This is a genomic window from Spirochaetota bacterium (assembly GCA_017999915.1).
In the GTDB taxonomy this organism is placed as follows: Bacteria; Spirochaetota; UBA4802; order UBA4802; family UBA5550; genus RBG-16-49-21.
The window spans coordinates 1-17,798 of record JAGNKX010000015.1 but is presented as its reverse complement, the minus strand read 5'-3'; the positions used below and the strand labels follow the sequence as shown (position 1 = coordinate 17,798).

Here is a 17,798-nt window from a genome sequence, read left to right as displayed (position 1 = left end):
GAATGAAAAAAATCGGAGTCATAGCCCTGATACTTATAAGCGTCTCCCTTCATGGCCGCGCCCTGGGCCAGATGAAATATACCCGCCTGTCCTATGGTGAAACCTATGAGGAATCCTCCTACGGTTTTATCAATAGCGCCGCGGGAAAAAACAGGGGGCTGGCCCCGGCGAAGATACTCCAATCCGCGGAAAAGCTTGAAAGGGGCGGCAATTTCAAAGAAGCGGTGAATGAATACGCGGCGGCCCTTCCCAACAACCCCTCGTTATCGGCAAGATTCAAATCCTACATGGGACTGGGGCGCTGTTTCAGGGAGCTGAAGGAACATGACAGGAGCGTTAAGTGCTTCACCAACGCCGAAGGCCTCCTTTCGAAAAACAGGGGAGAGCTTTATTCGTCAGATGACGAAGTAATGGGCAACCTCCAGGATAATCTTGTCGCAGTTTACAGGGAAATCAGCATCAGCTACCTCAGGTGGAACAAGTTCGCCAGCGCCATCGCATACCTGTGGCAGTCCCGGCGCATCGGCGGCGAACCCTATTCGCTGAGGGAAAACACCAGCCCCCCGCCCCTGGCCGATGGAGCCCAGAAAAAACTCCTTGATTATCCCCTGTATAAATTTCTTGCCAGGGACGCGAAAGCGATCGAGACCACGCCGGCCAGAACGAGATATTTCAGGAAAATGAAGGAAGGAGATCCTGATTTCAAGAATTTCAGGGCCGGCGACGCCATGAATGGCCTCTTTTTTGTCAGGCCCGTACCGGACGTCGAGATCGGGAAACCGGCGGAAAACGGGAACATTTACCAGGTCGAGTATGACGGGCGGGGCAACATAATCCGCATTGTCTACAACGATAACAGGGAATCAGCGTATGCATCGGATTTCGACCGTGCACTCTACTACCGCGACGGGCGGCCGGTATCATCCATGACCGAATCAAACACCTACAATTACGGCTATTGCAAGGTCGAGTATGACGGCAGAGGGAAAATAAAGTATCTCTGCTTTATCACCATATCGACACAGGTGGGGCATCACGGCTTCATGCCGCGGGTGGAATTATTTGTTTTCGAGTGATACCGTCAGTTCGGGTCCCGGCCCAGGTATCCGCCGAAAACGTACCCGTCGCTCCCCTTGTAGCGCACCTTGTACCAGTAGTTGTTAATGCCGTCGATGGTCTCCCGCGATCCGGGCATCATCATGATATAGTCGACCCTCTCGTTGTGGGGGACCAGGATGAAGTTGTCCGATTTCCGGCTCGGCTGCGCCCTGAGCCAGAGGCCGCTTTTAGCCTTCACGAACCCGTATCCCATGCTGGCCAGCCCGGCGTTCCGGAGGTACATGTTCAGCTCCCGCTTGTTGATGCGGTCCTGCGCCCAGGACAGGGCGTTCGCGCCAAACTCGTTGCGCTGGTGGATGTTGGCGCCCCTTTCGAGCAGGTACTTCACCAGCTCGGGCTGGTCATAGTCGACGGCGAACATGAGGACCGATTCCTGTGCGTGGTTGACCGAATTGATGTCGGCGCCGGCGTCCAGGAGCGTTTTGATCCTGTCGACCTTCACCTTGCACGACACGGCCTTGTTGATGAGGGGCAGCCCGTTTTCCGCGTAGCGCACGTTCGCCCCTTTCCTGATCAGCTCGGCGATCACCTTGTCGTTCCCCTGGGAACAGACGGCGTTCCAGAGCTCTTTTGTGAGCGCGGCCGATTTATCCTTTCCCTGGGTACCGGCGCAGCCGGCGGCGCACAGGACGCCCGCCAGGAGTATGGCCGTTACTGCTTCCTTGATTGTTCCTTGCATAGCGCTACCCCCCGGTTCAAATTGGTACATCATCCTTACCTTATTCGAACAGTCATTGTCCAGCATTTTTTGATCGCAGAGCGCCCAAACCCAGGGGTAGCGGTCGCAAATTGTGAGGTATGGGTCATTGATCCTCGCGGTCAGGAACATGTATGATTCGCATAGAAGGAAGGGGATAGTCGTTGGGGCTTACCTGCCGTTCAGGTAATTGCGGAGTATGCGCCAGGCACCGCCGAGCTTTTCCTGCCGCCCTGCGTAATCGCCCAGGTAGTCCGCCGTGGGCCTGAAATAGCGCTCGTACCGGGAGTTCCCTTTCACGGAAACCTGGTACCCGAAGGTGCCCAGGGCCTTGACGTTGCGCTGGAAGGCCATGAGGTCGAAGTAGTAGTTGAACTCGTCGCGGCCCATGGCGTGGATGTCCATCTCCTTTCCTCCCTCGTAGTAGTAGTTCTTCAGATATTCGAAGACGCCTTCGTTGAGCGTGATGTAGGAGTCCCTGAGCAGGGACACCAGGTCATACTGGGGGAGCCCCATGCGCGCGTCCTGGAAATCGATGATATAGGGGATATCGTTGAAGACGATGAGGTTCCGGGAATGGTAGTCGCGGTGGGCCAGGACGAAATGCTCGGGACAGTCCAGGGACCCGGCTATGGACAGGAACTCTGAACGGAGGGTTTCCCGGTCATGGCCGGAAAGGGGCGCCCGGTAATAACCGCCGAGGGCATGTTCGATAAAAAAATCGAATTCGAACATGAGCTTTTCCACGTTAAAAGAAAGGGAGAAGGGCGCGGAGCCCTTCTCCCGTATCATCTGAATCGAAAAGAGGTTTTCAACGCAAGTCTGATAGATACGCCGCATCGCGTCCTCGTCGTAGAGGGGATAGCAATACTCGAGAAGATCGTCGCCGAGGTCCTGGATAAGCAGGAGCCCCGGCCCGTTGTCCACGGCGCGGATCTCGGGCACCGGCACCGAATCTTTCAGAAGATCGTATACCACCATGAAGGGGTATTGGGTCTCCGCCACGCCGGCGAACGCCGGATCTTGACAGAGGACCCAGGTGTGGCCGTTCATCCGGACCCGCCAGTACCGGCGGGTGGAGGCGTCGCCGGCCAGGGGCTCCAGGGAGGAGAATCCGCCCAGGGCCCCTTTGAGAAAGGACCGGATCGATTCATCTGCCCCGATATCCATCACCGCTCTCATGGCCTCCTACTCGACGCCGCGGCGCAGGAAGGCCGGGATGTCCAGATCCTCGGTCTGGTAATCCCGCGCGCGCTTCCGCTCGTAGTCGAGGGTGAAGGTCTGCATGGCAGGGGTCGGCCGCTTCTCCGGCGCCTTCTGGCTCCCCTCGATGAGGGTGAGGGAGGTGCCGTTGCGCAGCTCGGAGTGCTGGGGACCGCCGCGGTTGATCATGTTGCGGCGCCGGTCGAAGCCGGTGGCGATGACGGTGACGCGCACCCTGTCCGAAAGGGCCGGGTCGATGGTGGTGCCGAAGATGATGTTAGCCTCCGGGTCCACCTGGCGGGTGATGACGTCGGTGACCTCGTTCACCTCGTGGAGGGAGAGGTCGTTGCCGCCGGCGATGTTGATGAGGACCGCCTTGGCCCCCTCGATGCTGGTCTCCTCCAGGAGCGGGCTGTTGATGGCCTGCTGGGTAGCCTCCAGGGCCTTGTTCTCGCCCGTGCCGATGCCCACGCCCATGAGGGCGTCGCCGGTCTCCTTCATGACGGTGCACACGTCGGCGAAGTCGACATTGACCAGGCCGGTGACCATGATCAGGTCCGCGATTCCCTGCACGCCCTGCCGTAAAATGTCGTCGGCGAGCTTGAAGGCGTCCTCGATGGGAGTGCGACGGTCGATGATTTTAAGTAAAAGATCATTGTGGATGGTGATGAGGGTGTCGACCTTCTCCTTCAGGTTGGCGATGCCCGTTTCCGCCTGGGAGAGGCGCTTCTTCCCTTCCACCCTGAAGGGCTTGGTGACCACGCCCACCACCAGTGCGGAGAGCTCCTTGGCCACTTCGGCCACGATGGGCGCGGCGCCGGTTCCGGTGCCGCCCCCCATGCCGGCGGTGATAAAGACCATGTCGGCTCCCTTGAGGGCCTTGTGAAGCTTGTCCCGGTCCTCGTTGGCCGCCTCGCGGCCGACCGACGGGTCGGCTCCCGCGCCGAGGCCCCGGGTGAGCTTCGTCCCGATCTGGATCTTCACCTGGGCCAGGCTGTCCCTGAGCTGCTGCGCGTCGGTGTTGGCGACGATGAACTCGACTCCTTCCATGCCGGTGGCGATCATCCTGTTGACCGCGTTGCACCCCGCTCCGCCTACGCCGACGACCTTGATGACTGTGCTGAGAGGCCTTTCTTCTTCAAGTTTAAACATGTAAGTCCCCCTTCGATTCTGTATTATGTCTCATTGTATTATATTTTTTCGCCGAAGCGATTGATAAAATTATTGGCCTTGTAGAAGTCGCGGTTGCGCAACCGCGACTTCTGTAATGCCACACATCCCTTATCCTACAAATACTCTTCCAGCCATTTCTTGAGCCTGCCGAAGACGCTGCCCCCCTTCTCGGGGACGAGCTTCCCCGCCCTCAACTGGTTCATCCTGAGACCGTATCGCAAAAGGCCCACGGCGCCGGCGAACTGCGGCGTCGCCACCCGGTCCGCCAGGCCCGCGATGTCCCGGGGCGATCCGATCCGCACCGGCATGTTGAAGACGCGCTCGGCGGCCTCGATGGACCCGTCGAGCATGCTCCCGCCGCCGGTCAGGACGATCCCGGCGGAGAGCATCTCCTTCTTGCCGGAGACCGTGAGCTCCCGGTCGACCATCTCCATCATCTCCGCGACCCTCGGCTCGATGATCTGCGTGAGCTCCTGGCGGAGGAGCTTTCGCGGCGGCCGTCCGCCCACGGAGGGGACTTCCACCACCTCGGACGGGTCGACCAGGTCGAGGACCGCGCAGCCGTATTTCTTCTTGATGAGCTCCGCGGACTCGATGGGGGTCCGCAGGCCGATTGATATGTCGTTGGTGACGTGGATCCCGCCGATGGAAAGGACCGTCGAGTAGGCCACGCCGCCCTCCATGTACACCACGATGTCTATGGTGCCGCCGCCGATGTCCAGCAGGGCGACCCCCAGCTCCATCTCGTCACGGGAAAGGACCGCGTCAGCGGCCGCCAGCGGATTGAAGACGATGTCCCGGTACTGGAACCCGGCCTTTTCGACGGCCTTGACCATGTTCTGTATCCCCGATGTCTGGCCCGTGACGATGTGCACTTCCGCCTCGAGGCGCACGCCGGTCATGCCGATGGGGTCCTTGATGCCGATCTGGTCGTCCACGGCGAATTCCTTGGAAAGCACGTGTATGATCTCGCGGTCCACCGGTATCACCACCGCCTGGGCCGCCTCGATGACCCGCTTCACGTCATGGGTCGCGATGGTCCGGTTCCGGCTCGATACCGCGACCACGCCGCGGGAATTCTGCCCCTTGACGTGCTGGCCGCTGATGCCGATGATGCAGTCGGTCACCTCGTAGCCGGCCATGAGCTCGCCCTCGTCGATGGCCTTCACGATGGCGGAGGTGGTGTTGTCGATGTTCACGATGACGCCGTTCTTGAGCCCCTTGGACGGCGTCACGCCCACGCCGATCACCTCGACCTGGTTGTTCTGGTTCATGGTGCCGATGACCGCGCAGGTCTTCGTCGTTCCTATGTCCAGCCCTACAAGTATGTCTTCCATGCCGCGCTCCTCTGTCTCACCTGACAACGACCGCGCCGCCGGTCATGTCGATCTCGTCCGGGTACCGCTCCGCGTGGTCGCAGTAACCGGCGATATAGTTCAGCCTGGTAAATTCCATGATATCCGGCTTCAGGATGAAACCGGTCTTTCTTCCCCGCAATACTACCCTGACGCTGTTTTCATTGCAATACATTTCTGATAATTCCCGGTACAGTGACGTATTTTGTTCGCGCACCCGGTCGAGGATCGACAGGATATTCATGAGCCGCGCTGAGGGAACGCCGCGCTCCATGTCTTCGCCGGCCACATACACGAAGGGGACCCGGCCGGAGTGGGCCGCGTTGCGCGATATGACCGCGCGGTTCACGTCCAGCTCGTAGAAATAAACCCTTCCTCCCTTCAACGCCGCAATCACCAGCGCCGGCCTCTTTTCCTCGACCGTCACGACGAGCCTCTGCCCGCTTTCATGGACGCTGTAGGACGCCAGGAAGGCGTTCTTCTCCAGGGCCTTTTCAAGGGAATCGACGTCAACGGCGATGCCGCCCTTCACGGCCTTGAGCCTGGCGCCGCGGACAACCTCGTACTTCGAGAGGAGCCTCAGGCCCTTGAACTCGATGGCCCTGACCGTGCGGATGTCGGCGCCGCGGCCCGCCCCGCAGCCCAGTATCAGCGCGGCAATGATCGCCGCAATGTATGGTGCCGTGCCCCTCATTGGATCAGTGCGCCCTCTTCTTGATTTCTTCCATGATGCGCGTTCCCGCTTTATAGATATCTCCGGCTCCCAGGGTCAGGACGATGTCCTCGTCCCGGACCATGGAGGCCACGCATCCCGGTATTTCCTCGAAGCGCTGCACGATCTCCACCGTGCGCCCCTCGTGCTTCACCACCGCCTCCTGGATGAGCCGCGACGACACGCCGTCGATGGGCGCCTCCCCGGCGGGATAGATCTCCGTGAGGAGGAGCAGGTCCGCGTTGGCGAAGCACTGGCCGAACTCGTCCCAGAGGAGCTGCGTGCGGGTGTACCGGTGCGGCTGGAACACCACTACGGTGCGCCGCCCCAGCTTCTTCACCGCTTCCAGGGTGGCCCGGATCTCCGTGGGATGGTGGCCGTAATCGTCATAGACGCGGACGCCGGCGGCCTCGCCGACGAGCTCGAGGCGTCGCCCCACGCCGCGGAACCCGGCGAGGCCCTCCCGGATGGCGTCGGCCGACAGGCCCAGCTCCAGGGCCACTGCGATGACCGACAGGGAGTTGACCGCGTTGTGGCTCCCCAGCTGGTTGATGGAAAACTCGCCCATCGGCTCGTTCCGGTAGAGGCAGCGGTAGCGGGTCATGCCGTTCTCCATGCGGATGTCCACCGCCCGGAAATCCGCGTCCTCGGAGAGGCCGTAGGTGTAATAGGGCCTCTCCACCTTCGGGAGGATCTCCCGCACGGTGTTGTCGTCTATGCAGAGGACCGAGTAGCCGTAAAAGGGAATGGTGTTGATGTATGTCAGGAAGGCATCCTTCAGCCCCTGGAAATACTTGTAGTAGTCGAGATGGTCCGCGTCGATGTTGGAGACGATGCCGATGCAGGGCAGGAGCTTCAGGAAGGAGCCGTCCGATTCGTCGGCCTCGAACACGATGTAGTCGCCCTCGCCCGTCCTCGCGTTGGTGTTGAAGTTCAGGACCTTGCCCCCCACCACTGCCGTGGGGTTCATGCCGCAGTGGAAGAGCACGTAGGAGAGCATGGAGGTGATGGTGGTCTTGCCGTGGGTACCGGCGACGCCGATGCCGTACTTCATCCGCACCAGCTCCGCCAGCATCTCCGACCGGTGGATCACCGGGATCCTCCTCTTCCGGGCCTCGATCAGCTCCGGGTTGCTCTGGCTGATGGCGCTGGAGGTGACCACCACGTGGTAATCGCTGATGTTGGACGGGAAATGGCCGATGAACACCGTGGCGCCGAGGGAGGCGAGCCGCCGGGTCTGTTCCGACTCGTTCAGGTCGGATCCGGACACCTCGTATCCCATGTTGATCAGGATCTCGGCGATGCCGCTCATGCCGATGCCGCCGATCCCTATGAAATGCATTTTTTTAGATTTACGAAACATGTTTCACAATTTCCTTCACGATCGTCTCCGCGGCATTCACCATGGCCGCATCCAGGGCCTTTTTCGACATGCGTTCCAGGGCCCGGGGATTGTTCATCAGGTCGTGGAGCACCGGCATCACCTTTTCAGGCACCGCGTCGGCGTTGGTGACCTTGACCGCGGCCCCGGCCTGGACGAACTCGTCGGCATTCTTGTCCTGGTGGTTGTCCGCGGCGAAGGGATAGGGTATCTGGATCGATGGCACGCCCATCGCCGCCAGCTCCATCATGACCCCGGCGCCCGACCGGGAGATGGCCACGTCGGCGGCCCGGTAGGCCAGGCCCACCTTATCGATAAAGGGCGACAGGTACACCGAGCCCTCTTCTATTTCAGTGTTGATCTTGTCCTTGTAGGTCTGGTATGAAAAATCGCCGGTGCTCCAGATGAAGCCGACGTTCTTGAGCTCATCGGAAAAATCCTTCTTCAGGCCGAAGACCAGCTCGTTGATGCGCACCGCCCCCTGGCTCCCGCCGATGACCAGCACCACTTTCCTGCTATGGCCGAGGTGGAAGGTCTTGCGCGCCTCCTCCTTCTTCGCGTCCACCAGCACCTTTTTCCGGATCGGGTTCCCGGCCAGCAGGTACTTATCCTTGAACTTCAGGTATTCGGTGGCGCCCCGAAAGGTCCCGAAGACCCGCACCGCGTGCTTTTCGAAGAACCGCGTCACCTTGCCCGGCACCGAGTTCTGCTCGCATACGAACAGGGGCACCTTGAAGAGCTTCGCGGCCATCAGGGCCGGCGCCGACACGTACCCGCCCATGCCGATGATGGCGCGTACGTTGTTCTTCCTTACGATCTTCCGCACCGAGAGGATGGCGGCGCCGAAAAGGACCGGGAACAGGAGGAGCTTCCCGGGGTTCTTCGAGAAGGACGGCGCCCGGTAGAGGCGGAGGTCATCCGCCGCGATATCATTAAGGGAGGAAAACCGAGCGTCGCGCTTCCCCGAAAGGAAGAGAGCCCGGACGCCGGCGTCCTGAAACGCCTCGTACAGGGCGATGCCGGGGCTGATATGCCCGCCGGTGCCGCCCGCCACTATAAGTACGCTTATATCATTCATGCTGTTCACTGCCATACCTCTTCAAATAGTTTCATGTCCTGCTTCAGGGCCCCGCGGTAGCGGGACACGTTCAGCAGTATTCCCGCCGCGATCATGTTGGAAAGGAGCGACGACCCGCCGTAACTGATAAAGGGCATCGGGATGCCCTTGGTCGGCAGGGCGCCGGTGACCACGCCCATGTTGATGAAGGCCTGCACCACGATCATGAGCGAAAGCCCCACGGCAAGGAGCCTGCCGAAATTGTCCTGCGCCTCCGTCGAAACGACGATCCCGCGCCAGAGCACCGCCGCGAAGAGGAGCACGATGAGCACCGTGCCCAGGAGCCCCGCTTCCTCGCCGATGACGGCGTAGATGAAATCGGTATGGGGCTCCGGGAGCCGGGAAAGCTTCTGGGTCCCGTTCCCCAGGCCCACGCCGAAGAACCCGCCCTTCTTGAAAGCTATGAAGGACTGTATTATATGGTAACCGATGCCGTAGCGGTACGCCCAGGGGTCCAGATAAGCGACGACCCGGTCTTTCCGGTACTGCACCAGGTATATCATCAGGTAGAACATCGGGATGCTCAGGATAAAGAGCGTGAAGAGGTAGGTGAAGGGGAATCCCGACACGAAAAGGATGAACACCGACACGATAAGGATATCTATGGCGGTGCCGAAATCGGGCTGCACGATGATCATCAGGAAAATGACTGATACGATGATGACCGGGATCAGGAGCCGCACGAAGTTGTCTTCAGCCTCTGAGGAAAAGACCTTTGCCAGGTAGATGACCACGCAGATCTTCACGAATTCTGCCGGCTGGAACGCGGCCGGGCCGATTCCGAGCCACCGCACCGACCCCTTGGCGCTGTGCCCGATGCCGGGTATCAGCACCAGGGTGAGCATTACGAAGGAGGCGAGCAGCATCACCTTGGTGTGCTTCATGTAGAGGCGGTAATCGATCCGCATGAATACAAGCATGAAGATGAAGCCGATGACGAACCAGAGGAGCTGCTTCTTTAGAAAATAATACGGGTCGCCGAAGACCTTGAGGGCGTACACGGCGCTGGCGCTGTAGCTCATGGCGATGCCGATCCCGGTGAGGGACAGTATCACCACGAAGAGGATCATGTCCGGCTCTCTCAGGCGCCGTATGTCTATGACTGATTTCAGGTCCACGATAAGGCCCCGCTCTCCAGGCGGCGGAAGGATTTGGCGAACTCCATTCCCCGCTCCTCGTAATTTTTGAACATGTCAAAGGATGCGCAGGCCGGCGAAAGAAGCACCACGTCGCCCTCCCTGCTCTCCCGCATCGCCTTCACCACCGCGTCATCCAGCGACTCGGCGAAAACGTGGCGGAAGCCGCCCAGTATCTTCGCAAAATATTCCTTTGATTCGCCGATCAGCACAATTGACCGTATCTTCCCCTCCAGGCCGATCTTCAACCGGGAATAATCATCGCCCTTGGTCCTGCCCCCCAGTATGAGGACGCCCATGCCGGGGAAGCTCCGGAGGGCCGTGAGGACCGCGTTGACCGTGGTGGCCTTGGAATCGTTGATGAATTCCCTCCCCTGGAACACGCCGATCCGCTCCAGGCGGTGCTCAAGCCCCGGGAAGGAATAGACCGCTTCGGCGATGGCGTCGAAGTCGGCCTCTTTTCCCCGCTTGGCCAGGACCGCTCGGGCCGCGAGGATCGCCACCATGGCGTTCTGCACGTTATGGAGCCCCAGGACCTTCATCCGGCCGGTCTCGAGAACCTTCCGGCCGTCGTCCCTGAGGTAGACCGCGCCGTCGCGGTAGAAGATGTCGGCGTCCCCTGTCTCAATGGAAAAGGAAAGGACCCTGGACTTCACCCGTGAGGAGCTGCGGGAGCTCATTACATCGTCCCTGTTATAAATGAAATAATCGCCGCCGTCCTGGTTCATGGCGATCCTCATCTTGGCTTCGAGATACTCTTCCATGCCGTCATAGCGGTCAAGGTGGTCCGGCGTCACGTTCAAAAGGGCGGCCACGTCCGGCCTGAAGTCCACGATGGTCTCCAGCTGGAACGACGAGAGCTCAGCCACCACCACCGATTCATCGTTCGTTTTATCGACGAAGGAGACCAGGGGTATGCCGATGTTCCCGCCCACGTGGGTGTCGATGCCGAGCTCATGGAACACGTGGCCGGTGAGGGCCGTGGTGGTGGATTTACCGTCCGTGCCGGTTATGCCGACGACGCTTCCCTTCATGTGCCTGAAGGCGAGCTCCACTTCCGCCATTACGGGGATGCCCCGCCTGCCCGCTTCCGCCACCAGGGGGATGGTCTTCGGCACGCCCGGCGACAGTATGACCGCGTCAAAGCCGCCGTCGAGCAGGGCCGGGTCCTGGGCGCCGGCGACGACCCGCACCGTGGGATCGAGCTTGCTGAGCACGTCGGAAAGGTCCGCCTCGCTCTTGCTGTCGGAGGCGACCACGGCGATCTCCCGGGCCGCGAGGAAGTTTGAAACCGCCAAACCTGTGCGGTATCCCAGTCCGACCACGAGGGCCTTATGTATGTTGTTGTTGCCTTTCATTTTTTCTATTATCAGTATACTCTTTCTCAATACTCTCCTCCCTCGATGGGAGGGGATGGGGGAGGGTGACCTATCCATTCACCCCCACCCCTGCCCTCCCCCATCAAGGGGGAGGGAGTGCGGATCTACAATATCTTCAGCGAACTCATTCCTAAAATCGCCAGTATGATCCCGAGTATCCACATCCGCACCACCACCTTCTGCTCCGGCCACCCGGACAGCTCCAGGTGATGGTGAAAGGGCGCCATCTTGAAGACCCGCTTGCCCCTGATCTTGAAGGACGCCACCTGTATGATCACCGAGAGGACCTCCATGACGAAGACCCCGCCGACGATGAAGAGAAATATTTCTTTTTTGATCATGACCGCCACGATACCGACGATGCCGCCCAGGGCGAGGGAACCGGTGTCCCCCATGAAGACCGTGGCCGGGTTGCTGTTGAACCAGAGAAAGCCGATGGCCGCGCCCATGAGGGCGGCCAGGAACACCGTGAGCTCCGCCGCCTCCGGAACATAGGGAATCCTGAGATAGGCCGCGATCTTGGCGTGGCCCGCCAGGTACGCCATGATGCCGAGGCTCACGCCCACGGTCATGACCGAGCCGATGGCCAGGCCGTCAAGGCCGTCCGTCAGGTTGACGGCGTTGGTGGCGGAGACAATCACCACCGCGGCGAAAACCACCCAGAGGAGACCCAGGTCGGCGATTTCCTCGTTGATGAAGGGCACATAGAGGGTCGTCGCCTCGGCTTTATTCGAAGGAAGATAATAGATGACCAGTGCCACCGCCAGGGCGATAAGGACCTGGACCAGGAGCTTCATCCGGGCCGAGACCCCTTCTTTTCTTTTCAGTATCGATTTGATGTAATCGTCGGCGAAGCCGAGGCCGCCGAGAAGGACCGTCGCGACGATCAGGGTGACCAGGTAGACGCTGGAAAAATTACCCCACAGGGCGATCGAGATGAGGACCGCGCCAATGATGATAATGCCGCCCATGGTGGGCGTGCCGGCCTTCTTCTTGTGGCTCTCCGGTCCCAGGGTCCTGATCTCCTCGCCGAGCTTGAGCATCTGAAGCCAGCGGATCACCAGGCTTCCCAGGATGAGGACCAGGAGCAGCGCCGTGAGCGCCGCGTAGGCCGACCTGAAGGTGATGTACTGGAACAGCCTCAGGAAGCCCAGTTGTTCTTTCAGCGGCACTAAAAAATGATAAAACATTTCACTCCTCTCTTCCGGCCAGGGCGCTGACCACGTCTTCCATCTTCATCGACCGCGACCCCTTGACCAGAATAACGTCGTTTTCATCGGCAATGGTACGCACATAGCGGGACAATTCGTCCTTCGTTTCAAACCGCTGTATCCTGTCAGGATCAAAACCGGCCTGGCGGGCGCCCTCGGCGTAGCATCCGGCCATATCGCCCCAAACCAGGAGCATGTCAAATTTATTTTCTTTCACGGCGGCGCCGCACTCGGTATGGCAGCGCCGCGACGCCTCGCCCAGCTCCTTCATGTCGGACAGGACGGCGATCTTTCTCCGCTCCGGGAAGATCTCGGCGGTGGAGCGGAGGGCGTAGCGCAGGGACAGGGGATTGGCGTTGTAGCTGTCGTTGATCACGAGGAAGCCCCGGTCGATGATCTGGCTCCGGCCGTCGACGTTGACGAAGCCCGCCAGTGAATCCCTGACCGCCTCGGGCCCGATGCCGTACTGGGCGGCGACGGCCACGGCGGCCATGACGTTGTACACGTTGTGAATGCCGTAGAGCGGCACGGATATCTCGACGCCGCGGAACAGGACGGTCAGGCTGTCGTGGTAGAGGCGGTACGAATCGGGGCGGATATCGGCCCTGTCGGAAAGGCCGAAGCTCTTCACCACCAGGTCGCTCTTCCGGGCCCCGGCCATGACGATATCGAGACAGTCCATGTCGCGGTTCACCAGGAGGGTCGATCCGGGCCGCATGCCGTGCATGATCTCGGACTTGGCCGAGGCAACGTTCTCGACCGAGCCCAGGAACTCCAGGTGCCCCTCGCCCACGTTGGTGATGAGGGCCAGGTCGGGCCTGGCTATGTTCGAGAGGCGGTCGAGCTCGCCCGGGTGGTTCATCCCCATCTCTATCACGGCCATTTCATGGCCGGGCGCGAGACCCAGGAGGGTCATGGGCACGCCGATCTCGTTGTTATAGTTTTTCACGTTCTTGAGGCAGCTTTTCCGGGCGCTCAGGATGGCGTAGACCAGCTCCTTGGTGGTGGTCTTGCCGTTGGTGCCGGTGATGCCGATAACTATCGGGTCGATCTCGTCGCGGTGCCGGGCCCCTATCGATCCCAGGGCCCGCAGGGTGTCCTCGCACCGGATCTCGGCGATGCCGCGGCTCGACGCGATATCCGTGAAGCCCTCCTTCATGGTCAGGTAGGAGGAGATGCTCCTGTTCTCCGACAGGGGCCGGATGTAGTCGTGGCCGTCGAACTTCTCGCCCACCAGGGGGATGAAAAGTCCCTTCGCGCCGATCTCGCGGGAATCGGTGGAGATGGTCTCTATCGCGGTGGAGGGATCGCCGCTGGTGAGACGGCCCCGGGCCGCCTCCGCTATCCTGCCCGCTGTTGTCGCGCAGCTCACTATCACCTGACCGTCTCCTGCAAACACCGCGCGGCCACTTCCTTGTCGTCGAAGTGACGCTTCTCGGCGCCGATGATCTGGTAGTCCTCGTGGCCCTTGCCGGCGATGACGACGATATCGCCCTCGCGGGCCTCGTTCATGGCCCGGGCGATCGCTTCCTCCCGGTCCGGTATGATTTCATGGTTGCTCCCCGAAAGGCCTGCTGTTATCTCGCCGATGATCAGGGCCGGGTCCTCGGTGCGGGGATTGTCGCTGGTGACGATGACTAGGTCGGAGTTCTCCTCGGCCGCCTTACCCATCAGGGGCCGCTTGGTCCGGTCGCGGTCCCCGCCGCAGCCGAACACGGTGATGACCCGGCCATGCTCCAGCTCGTTCACGGATTTCAGGAGCTTCTGGAGGGCGTCCACGGTATGGGCGTAATCGACGATGGCGATGAAGCCCTTGCCGGTCTTGAGGACGTCGAATCGGCCCGGAACGTTCTCAAGGTCCGCCAGGCCGGCGATGATGTCCGCGAAGGAGACGCCCATCTGGTGCGCCACGGCGAGCGCAGCCAGGGAATTGTAAAGCTGGAAGGTGCCCAGGAGCGCGAGGTCCACTGCCACCCCCGCCTCGGGACGGCCCAGGCGGTAGCTCAGGCCGTCCAGGGTGTTCCTGATGGTCCCTGCCAGGGGCATGTAATCCGACTCGGTCTCTATGCCGAAGCTCTTTACCGGGTAGGAGTAATGGTTCTTGATCATGCATATCTCGCGGCCGTAGGGATCGTCCGCGTTGACGATGGCGCAGCGCCCCTTCTTGTAGCTGTTCTCGAGGAGAGTGAAGAGCCTCTTCTTGGCGCTGAAATAATGCTCGAAATCGTGATGGAAGTCAAGGTGGTCCCTGGTGAGGTTGGTGAACACGGCGGCGTCGAAATCGATGTCATCGGCCCGCCGGAGCTCCAGCGCGTGGGACGACACTTCCATGACCACGGCGTCGACGCCGTCCTTCTTCATGCGATAGAGGATCTCCTGGAGGTCGCGCGATTCCGGCGTGGTGTTCGCCGCCGGGAATTCCCTGCCGCCCCACCGGTAGTTGATGGTTCCGATGACGCCGGGATTGAGGCCATGGCGCTTAAGGATCGACTCCAGCATGTAGGTGATGGAGGTCTTGCCGTTGGTGCCGGTGATGCCGATGGCCAGCATGGAGCGGGAGGGAAAGCCGAAGAAGGCGGCCGACAGTCGCGAAAGGGCCGTCCTGGTGTCGGAGGTTTCCATGACGCCGACGCCGCGATCCTTCAGCCAGCCGAAATCCCCGGCGCGGTCCTTCGCGACGCAGACGGCGGCGGCGCCGTTATCGACGGCGGTGTCGACGAAGCGGTGGCCGTCGCTGGTGAATCCCTCGACGGCGATGAAGAGGCTTCCCTTTTTGACCCTGCGCGAATCGTATTCCACCGACGACACGACGGTAGCGCCGCCCGCGGCAACTTCGGCAACGCCGCAGCTCTGGCCGGCCAGGTCGGCAATGGAGATTTTTATGTTGCCATTGTTATTGAGCATCGGCTTTATTCACCACGATCGTCTTGATATCGCCGGGAAGAATGGCGCGGTAACCGTTCTTCCGGGCGTGGTCCTCAACCGCGTCCATGGCGCGGCAGCGTTCGATTTCATACAGCAGGCGGTCCCGCTCCTTCACCAGCTGGCCCGCGCTGCGCGACAGCGACCTGTTTTTCATCTCGATCTGCACGACCTCGATGTTCTGCCACACATACAATATGACAAACAGGCTCATCGAGAATATTATGATAACGTACTTGATGACTGAGCCTCCATTATCTTTTCGCAGACCCGGAGACGGGCGCTCCGGGCCCGGCTGTTGCCTTCAATTTCGTCTACTTCAGGGCGAAGAGGTTTTTTCGTCAATAGTTTTACATCGGGCGTTTCCTCGCAGCGGCAGTCCCGCGGCTCCTCTGAGCAGGAGCAGCCCCGCGCCATGCGGCGGAATTTTTCCTTCACGATGCGGTCTTCCAGGGAGTGGAAGGAGATCGCCATGATCCTTCCGCCGGGAGAAAGGAGGCGGTGCGCCTGGTCCAGGCTCTTCCCGATGGCGGCGAGCTCGTCGTTCGCCGCGATCCGCAGGGCCTGGAACACCCGCGTCGCGGGGTGGATGTTCTTCACGTGGAATTTCTTCGGAATGGCGTGGAGCACTATCTCCGCCAGCTCGCCGCTGGTCTCCACGGGCCTGATTTTCCTCTCGCGCACGATGGCGGACGCTATCCTCCGCGACCACCGCTCCTCGCCGAAGCGGAAGATGATATCGGCCAGCGTTCTTTCGTCGGCGCTGTTCACAATGCCGTAGGCGCTCTCTGCGCTTTCATCCAACCTCATGTCAAGCCTTTCATCCTTCGCAAAGCCGAACCCCCGGCCGCTCTCCTCGTAGTGAAACGAGGAAATCCCGAAATCGTACAAGAAGTAATTCACCCGTCCCCTCAATTGGTCCAGATGCTTATACAGATCAGTAAAATTATCGTTAATGAAATTAATTCGGTTTCCATAACGCCCCAGCCTCTCCCGCGCCTTTTCGAGTATCTCGCTGTCCCTGTCGAAGGCCGTGACCGTGAGGTCCGCGAACCGCTCCAGGAACAACTCAGAATGACCCCCTTCCCCGGCCGTGCAGTCCACCAGCATTCCCGTTCCCCGGTGCGCCGAATCCTCGATGAAGCGGATGATCTCCCTCGGCATGACCGGAATATGAACGTACCGCACAGCCACCTCTGATATTATGTCGCATTGGAAAAAGCTTAAATCTTTATACGTAACCGGCGTCCCACACGCCGGATCGGTATCAAATCTATACGCCGAGGTCCACCGCAAGGGCGTTCAGCGAATCCTGATCGGGCCGTACGCCGTTGTAGATATCCGTGGACCAGATCTCGATCTTGTCGTTGAGACCCAGGATCGTGACCTCGCTCCTGATCTGCGCGTACTCAAGATGGCTGGCGGGGATGATGATCCTCCCCTGCTTGTCCAGCTCCTGGTCCCGCGCGCCGCCCATCAGATGGCGGACCCAGTTCCTGTTCGTGGGGTTTGACTGCGGAAGGGGCACCAGCTTCTCCCGCACGAAGCGCTCCCAATCCTCTTCCCTGAATGCCATGATGCACCGGTCGAAGCCGTAGGTGAGCACCAGCTTGTTGATGACGGCGTTCTCCCCGAAGGCCTTGCGGAGCTTCACCGGAATCGCGACCCTGCCTTTATCATCCAGGGTGGGATTGTATTCGCCCATAAACATAATTTAGATCACCACAACAAGGATATATTCAACATTAATCCCCACTTTTCCCCACAATGTGACATATGAGACATAATTTGTCAACAATAAAACAAAAAATACACACTTTTCCTGAATGTGTTGGAAGATAGGGGGTCAGAGCAAAATTTTTGGCGTGCAATGGATAAAAGACCGGGGTCAGTGCATCATATATATTCGGAACCGATAACTATCGGGCCGCAGGGGAGCTATCCCGGGGTCAGAGCAAAATTTGAACTGGCATCAGAATACTTATAGCAGCGATAGTTATCGGTGAGTGTTTACCCTGACCCCAATATAGGCCGATAGTTATCGGTATAAAATATTTAGAGGAAAATCTTAATTGTATCTTATCGTAAAATTGTCTATGAATAATATCCTAATAAATTATCCTTGACACATCTGTGCGAAAATATTTTTTGTTAAAAACATTATTTAAACAGTAATGCCAACATTGTGGAAAATGGGGCTCCGGAGGTATGCAAAGTCCCCATATAATATAAGTCTACCGCGGGTGTAGTTCAGTGGTAGAACTCCAGCCTTCCAAGCTGGTCACGTGGGTTCGATTCCCATCACCCGCTAATGAAAACGGCCCGTTTTGATTCAAGAACGGGCCGTTTTTTTATTCATTATAATCATAAACACAATCGCAACTGATCTCGAT

General features: G+C 59.6%; 16 protein-coding genes and 1 tRNA gene. 2 read left to right on the top strand and 15 right to left on the bottom strand.

What is annotated here, in order from left to right:
* Positions 1-2 precede the first annotated feature (2 nt).
* Positions 3-1,076: a hypothetical protein gene (locus KA369_19255; GenBank protein MBP7738122.1), complete on the top strand. Its 1,074-nt coding sequence runs from the start codon at positions 3-5 to the stop codon at positions 1,074-1,076.
* Positions 1,077-1,081: 5 nt separating this feature from the next.
* Here KA369_19255 and KA369_19250 read toward each other — a convergent pair whose 3' ends face one another.
* The 15 genes from KA369_19250 to mraZ all read right to left on the bottom strand — a co-directional run bounded on the left by KA369_19250 (position 1,082) and on the right by mraZ (position 17,116).
* The gene (locus KA369_19250) at positions 1,082-1,798 is read right to left on the bottom strand and encodes an ankyrin repeat domain-containing protein (protein MBP7738121.1); all 717 of its coding nucleotides are present in this window, start codon (positions 1,796-1,798) and stop codon (positions 1,082-1,084) included.
* 189 nt (positions 1,799-1,987) lie between these two features.
* A complete protein-coding gene (locus tag KA369_19245) occupies positions 1,988-2,986 on the bottom strand; it encodes a phosphotransferase (GenBank protein ID MBP7738120.1) in 999 nt (332 codons plus the stop codon).
* An 18-nt stretch (positions 2,987-3,004) separates the two neighbouring features.
* Positions 3,005-4,171, bottom strand: a complete 1,167-nt coding sequence (ftsZ, locus tag KA369_19240; GenBank protein ID MBP7738119.1) for a cell division protein FtsZ — start codon at positions 4,169-4,171, stop codon at positions 3,005-3,007.
* A gap of 134 nt (positions 4,172-4,305) precedes the next feature.
* Positions 4,306-5,529, bottom strand: a complete 1,224-nt coding sequence (gene ftsA / locus KA369_19235; GenBank protein ID MBP7738118.1) for a cell division protein FtsA — start codon at positions 5,527-5,529, stop codon at positions 4,306-4,308.
* Between the two features lie 16 nt (positions 5,530-5,545).
* Positions 5,546-6,241: a hypothetical protein gene (locus tag KA369_19230; protein MBP7738117.1), complete on the bottom strand. Its 696-nt coding sequence runs from the start codon at positions 6,239-6,241 to the stop codon at positions 5,546-5,548.
* Positions 6,242-6,245: 4 nt separating this feature from the next.
* Positions 6,246-7,622: a UDP-N-acetylmuramate--L-alanine ligase gene (locus KA369_19225; GenBank protein ID MBP7738116.1), complete on the bottom strand. Its 1,377-nt coding sequence runs from the start codon at positions 7,620-7,622 to the stop codon at positions 6,246-6,248.
* Entirely contained in the window at positions 7,612-8,718 is a 1,107-nt protein-coding gene (murG, locus tag KA369_19220) for an undecaprenyldiphospho-muramoylpentapeptide beta-N-acetylglucosaminyltransferase (protein ID MBP7738115.1), read from the bottom strand. Before murG ends, KA369_19225 begins: the two co-directional genes overlap by 11 nt.
* Before the next feature lie 5 nt (positions 8,719-8,723).
* Positions 8,724-9,875, bottom strand: coding sequence for a putative lipid II flippase FtsW (gene ftsW, locus KA369_19215; GenBank protein MBP7738114.1), 1,152 nt, complete (start codon positions 9,873-9,875; stop codon positions 8,724-8,726).
* Entirely contained in the window at positions 9,866-11,281 is a 1,416-nt protein-coding gene (gene murD / locus KA369_19210; protein MBP7738113.1) for a UDP-N-acetylmuramoyl-L-alanine--D-glutamate ligase, read from the bottom strand. Before murD ends, ftsW begins: the two co-directional genes overlap by 10 nt.
* A gap of 95 nt (positions 11,282-11,376) precedes the next feature.
* Positions 11,377-12,462: a phospho-N-acetylmuramoyl-pentapeptide-transferase gene (locus tag KA369_19205; GenBank protein MBP7738112.1), complete on the bottom strand. Its 1,086-nt coding sequence runs from the start codon at positions 12,460-12,462 to the stop codon at positions 11,377-11,379.
* 1 nt (position 12,463) lies between these two features.
* Positions 12,464-13,861 carry a UDP-N-acetylmuramoyl-tripeptide--D-alanyl-D-alanine ligase gene (locus KA369_19200; GenBank protein MBP7738111.1) on the bottom strand — a complete coding sequence of 466 codons (1,398 nt, stop codon included), beginning with the start codon at positions 13,859-13,861 and terminating at the stop codon, positions 12,464-12,466.
* Positions 13,858-15,387, bottom strand: a complete 1,530-nt coding sequence (locus KA369_19195) for a UDP-N-acetylmuramoyl-L-alanyl-D-glutamate--2,6-diaminopimelate ligase (GenBank protein ID MBP7738110.1) — start codon at positions 15,385-15,387, stop codon at positions 13,858-13,860. Before KA369_19195 ends, KA369_19200 begins: the two co-directional genes overlap by 4 nt.
* Complete coding sequence (locus KA369_19190) at positions 15,377-15,619, bottom strand: hypothetical protein (GenBank protein ID MBP7738109.1); 243 nt, start codon at positions 15,617-15,619, stop codon at positions 15,377-15,379. Before KA369_19190 ends, KA369_19195 begins: the two co-directional genes overlap by 11 nt.
* Positions 15,620-15,627: 8 nt before the next feature.
* Positions 15,628-16,593 (bottom strand): 16S rRNA (cytosine(1402)-N(4))-methyltransferase RsmH, encoded by a 966-nt coding sequence (gene rsmH / locus KA369_19185; GenBank protein MBP7738108.1) that lies wholly within the window; start codon positions 16,591-16,593, stop codon positions 15,628-15,630.
* 85 nt (positions 16,594-16,678) lie between these two features.
* The gene (gene mraZ / locus KA369_19180; protein ID MBP7738107.1) at positions 16,679-17,116 is read right to left on the bottom strand and encodes a division/cell wall cluster transcriptional repressor MraZ; all 438 of its coding nucleotides are present in this window, start codon (positions 17,114-17,116) and stop codon (positions 16,679-16,681) included.
* Positions 17,117-17,644: 528 nt separating this feature from the next.
* Between mraZ and KA369_19175 the strand changes: the two genes are divergently transcribed.
* A tRNA-Gly gene (locus tag KA369_19175) sits at positions 17,645-17,715 on the top strand.
* Positions 17,716-17,798: the final 83 nt, after the last annotated feature.

Coding starts and splice junctions, on each gene's coding strand:
- KA369_19255 (MBP7738122.1), top strand. CDS start 3: ATGAAAAAAATCGGAGTCATAGCCCTGATACTTATAAGCGTCTCCCTT.
- KA369_19250 (MBP7738121.1), bottom strand. CDS start 1,798: ATGCAAGGAACAATCAAGGAAGCAGTAACGGCCATACTCCTGGCGGGC.
- KA369_19245 (MBP7738120.1), bottom strand. CDS start 2,986: ATGGATATCGGGGCAGATGAATCGATCCGGTCCTTTCTCAAAGGGGCC.
- ftsZ (MBP7738119.1), bottom strand. CDS start 4,171: ATGTTTAAACTTGAAGAAGAAAGGCCTCTCAGCACAGTCATCAAGGTC.
- ftsA (MBP7738118.1), bottom strand. CDS start 5,529: ATGGAAGACATACTTGTAGGGCTGGACATAGGAACGACGAAGACCTGC.
- KA369_19230 (MBP7738117.1), bottom strand. CDS start 6,241: ATGAGGGGCACGGCACCATACATTGCGGCGATCATTGCCGCGCTGATA.
- KA369_19225 (MBP7738116.1), bottom strand. CDS start 7,622: ATGTTTCGTAAATCTAAAAAAATGCATTTCATAGGGATCGGCGGCATC.
- murG (MBP7738115.1), bottom strand. CDS start 8,718: ATGAATGATATAAGCGTACTTATAGTGGCGGGCGGCACCGGCGGGCAT.
- KA369_19205 (MBP7738112.1), bottom strand. CDS start 12,462: ATGTTTTATCATTTTTTAGTGCCGCTGAAAGAACAACTGGGCTTCCTG.
- KA369_19195 (MBP7738110.1), bottom strand. CDS start 15,387: ATGCTCAATAACAATGGCAACATAAAAATCTCCATTGCCGACCTGGCC.
- KA369_19190 (MBP7738109.1), bottom strand. CDS start 15,619: ATGAGCCTGTTTGTCATATTGTATGTGTGGCAGAACATCGAGGTCGTG.
- mraZ (MBP7738107.1), bottom strand. CDS start 17,116: ATGTTTATGGGCGAATACAATCCCACCCTGGATGATAAAGGCAGGGTC.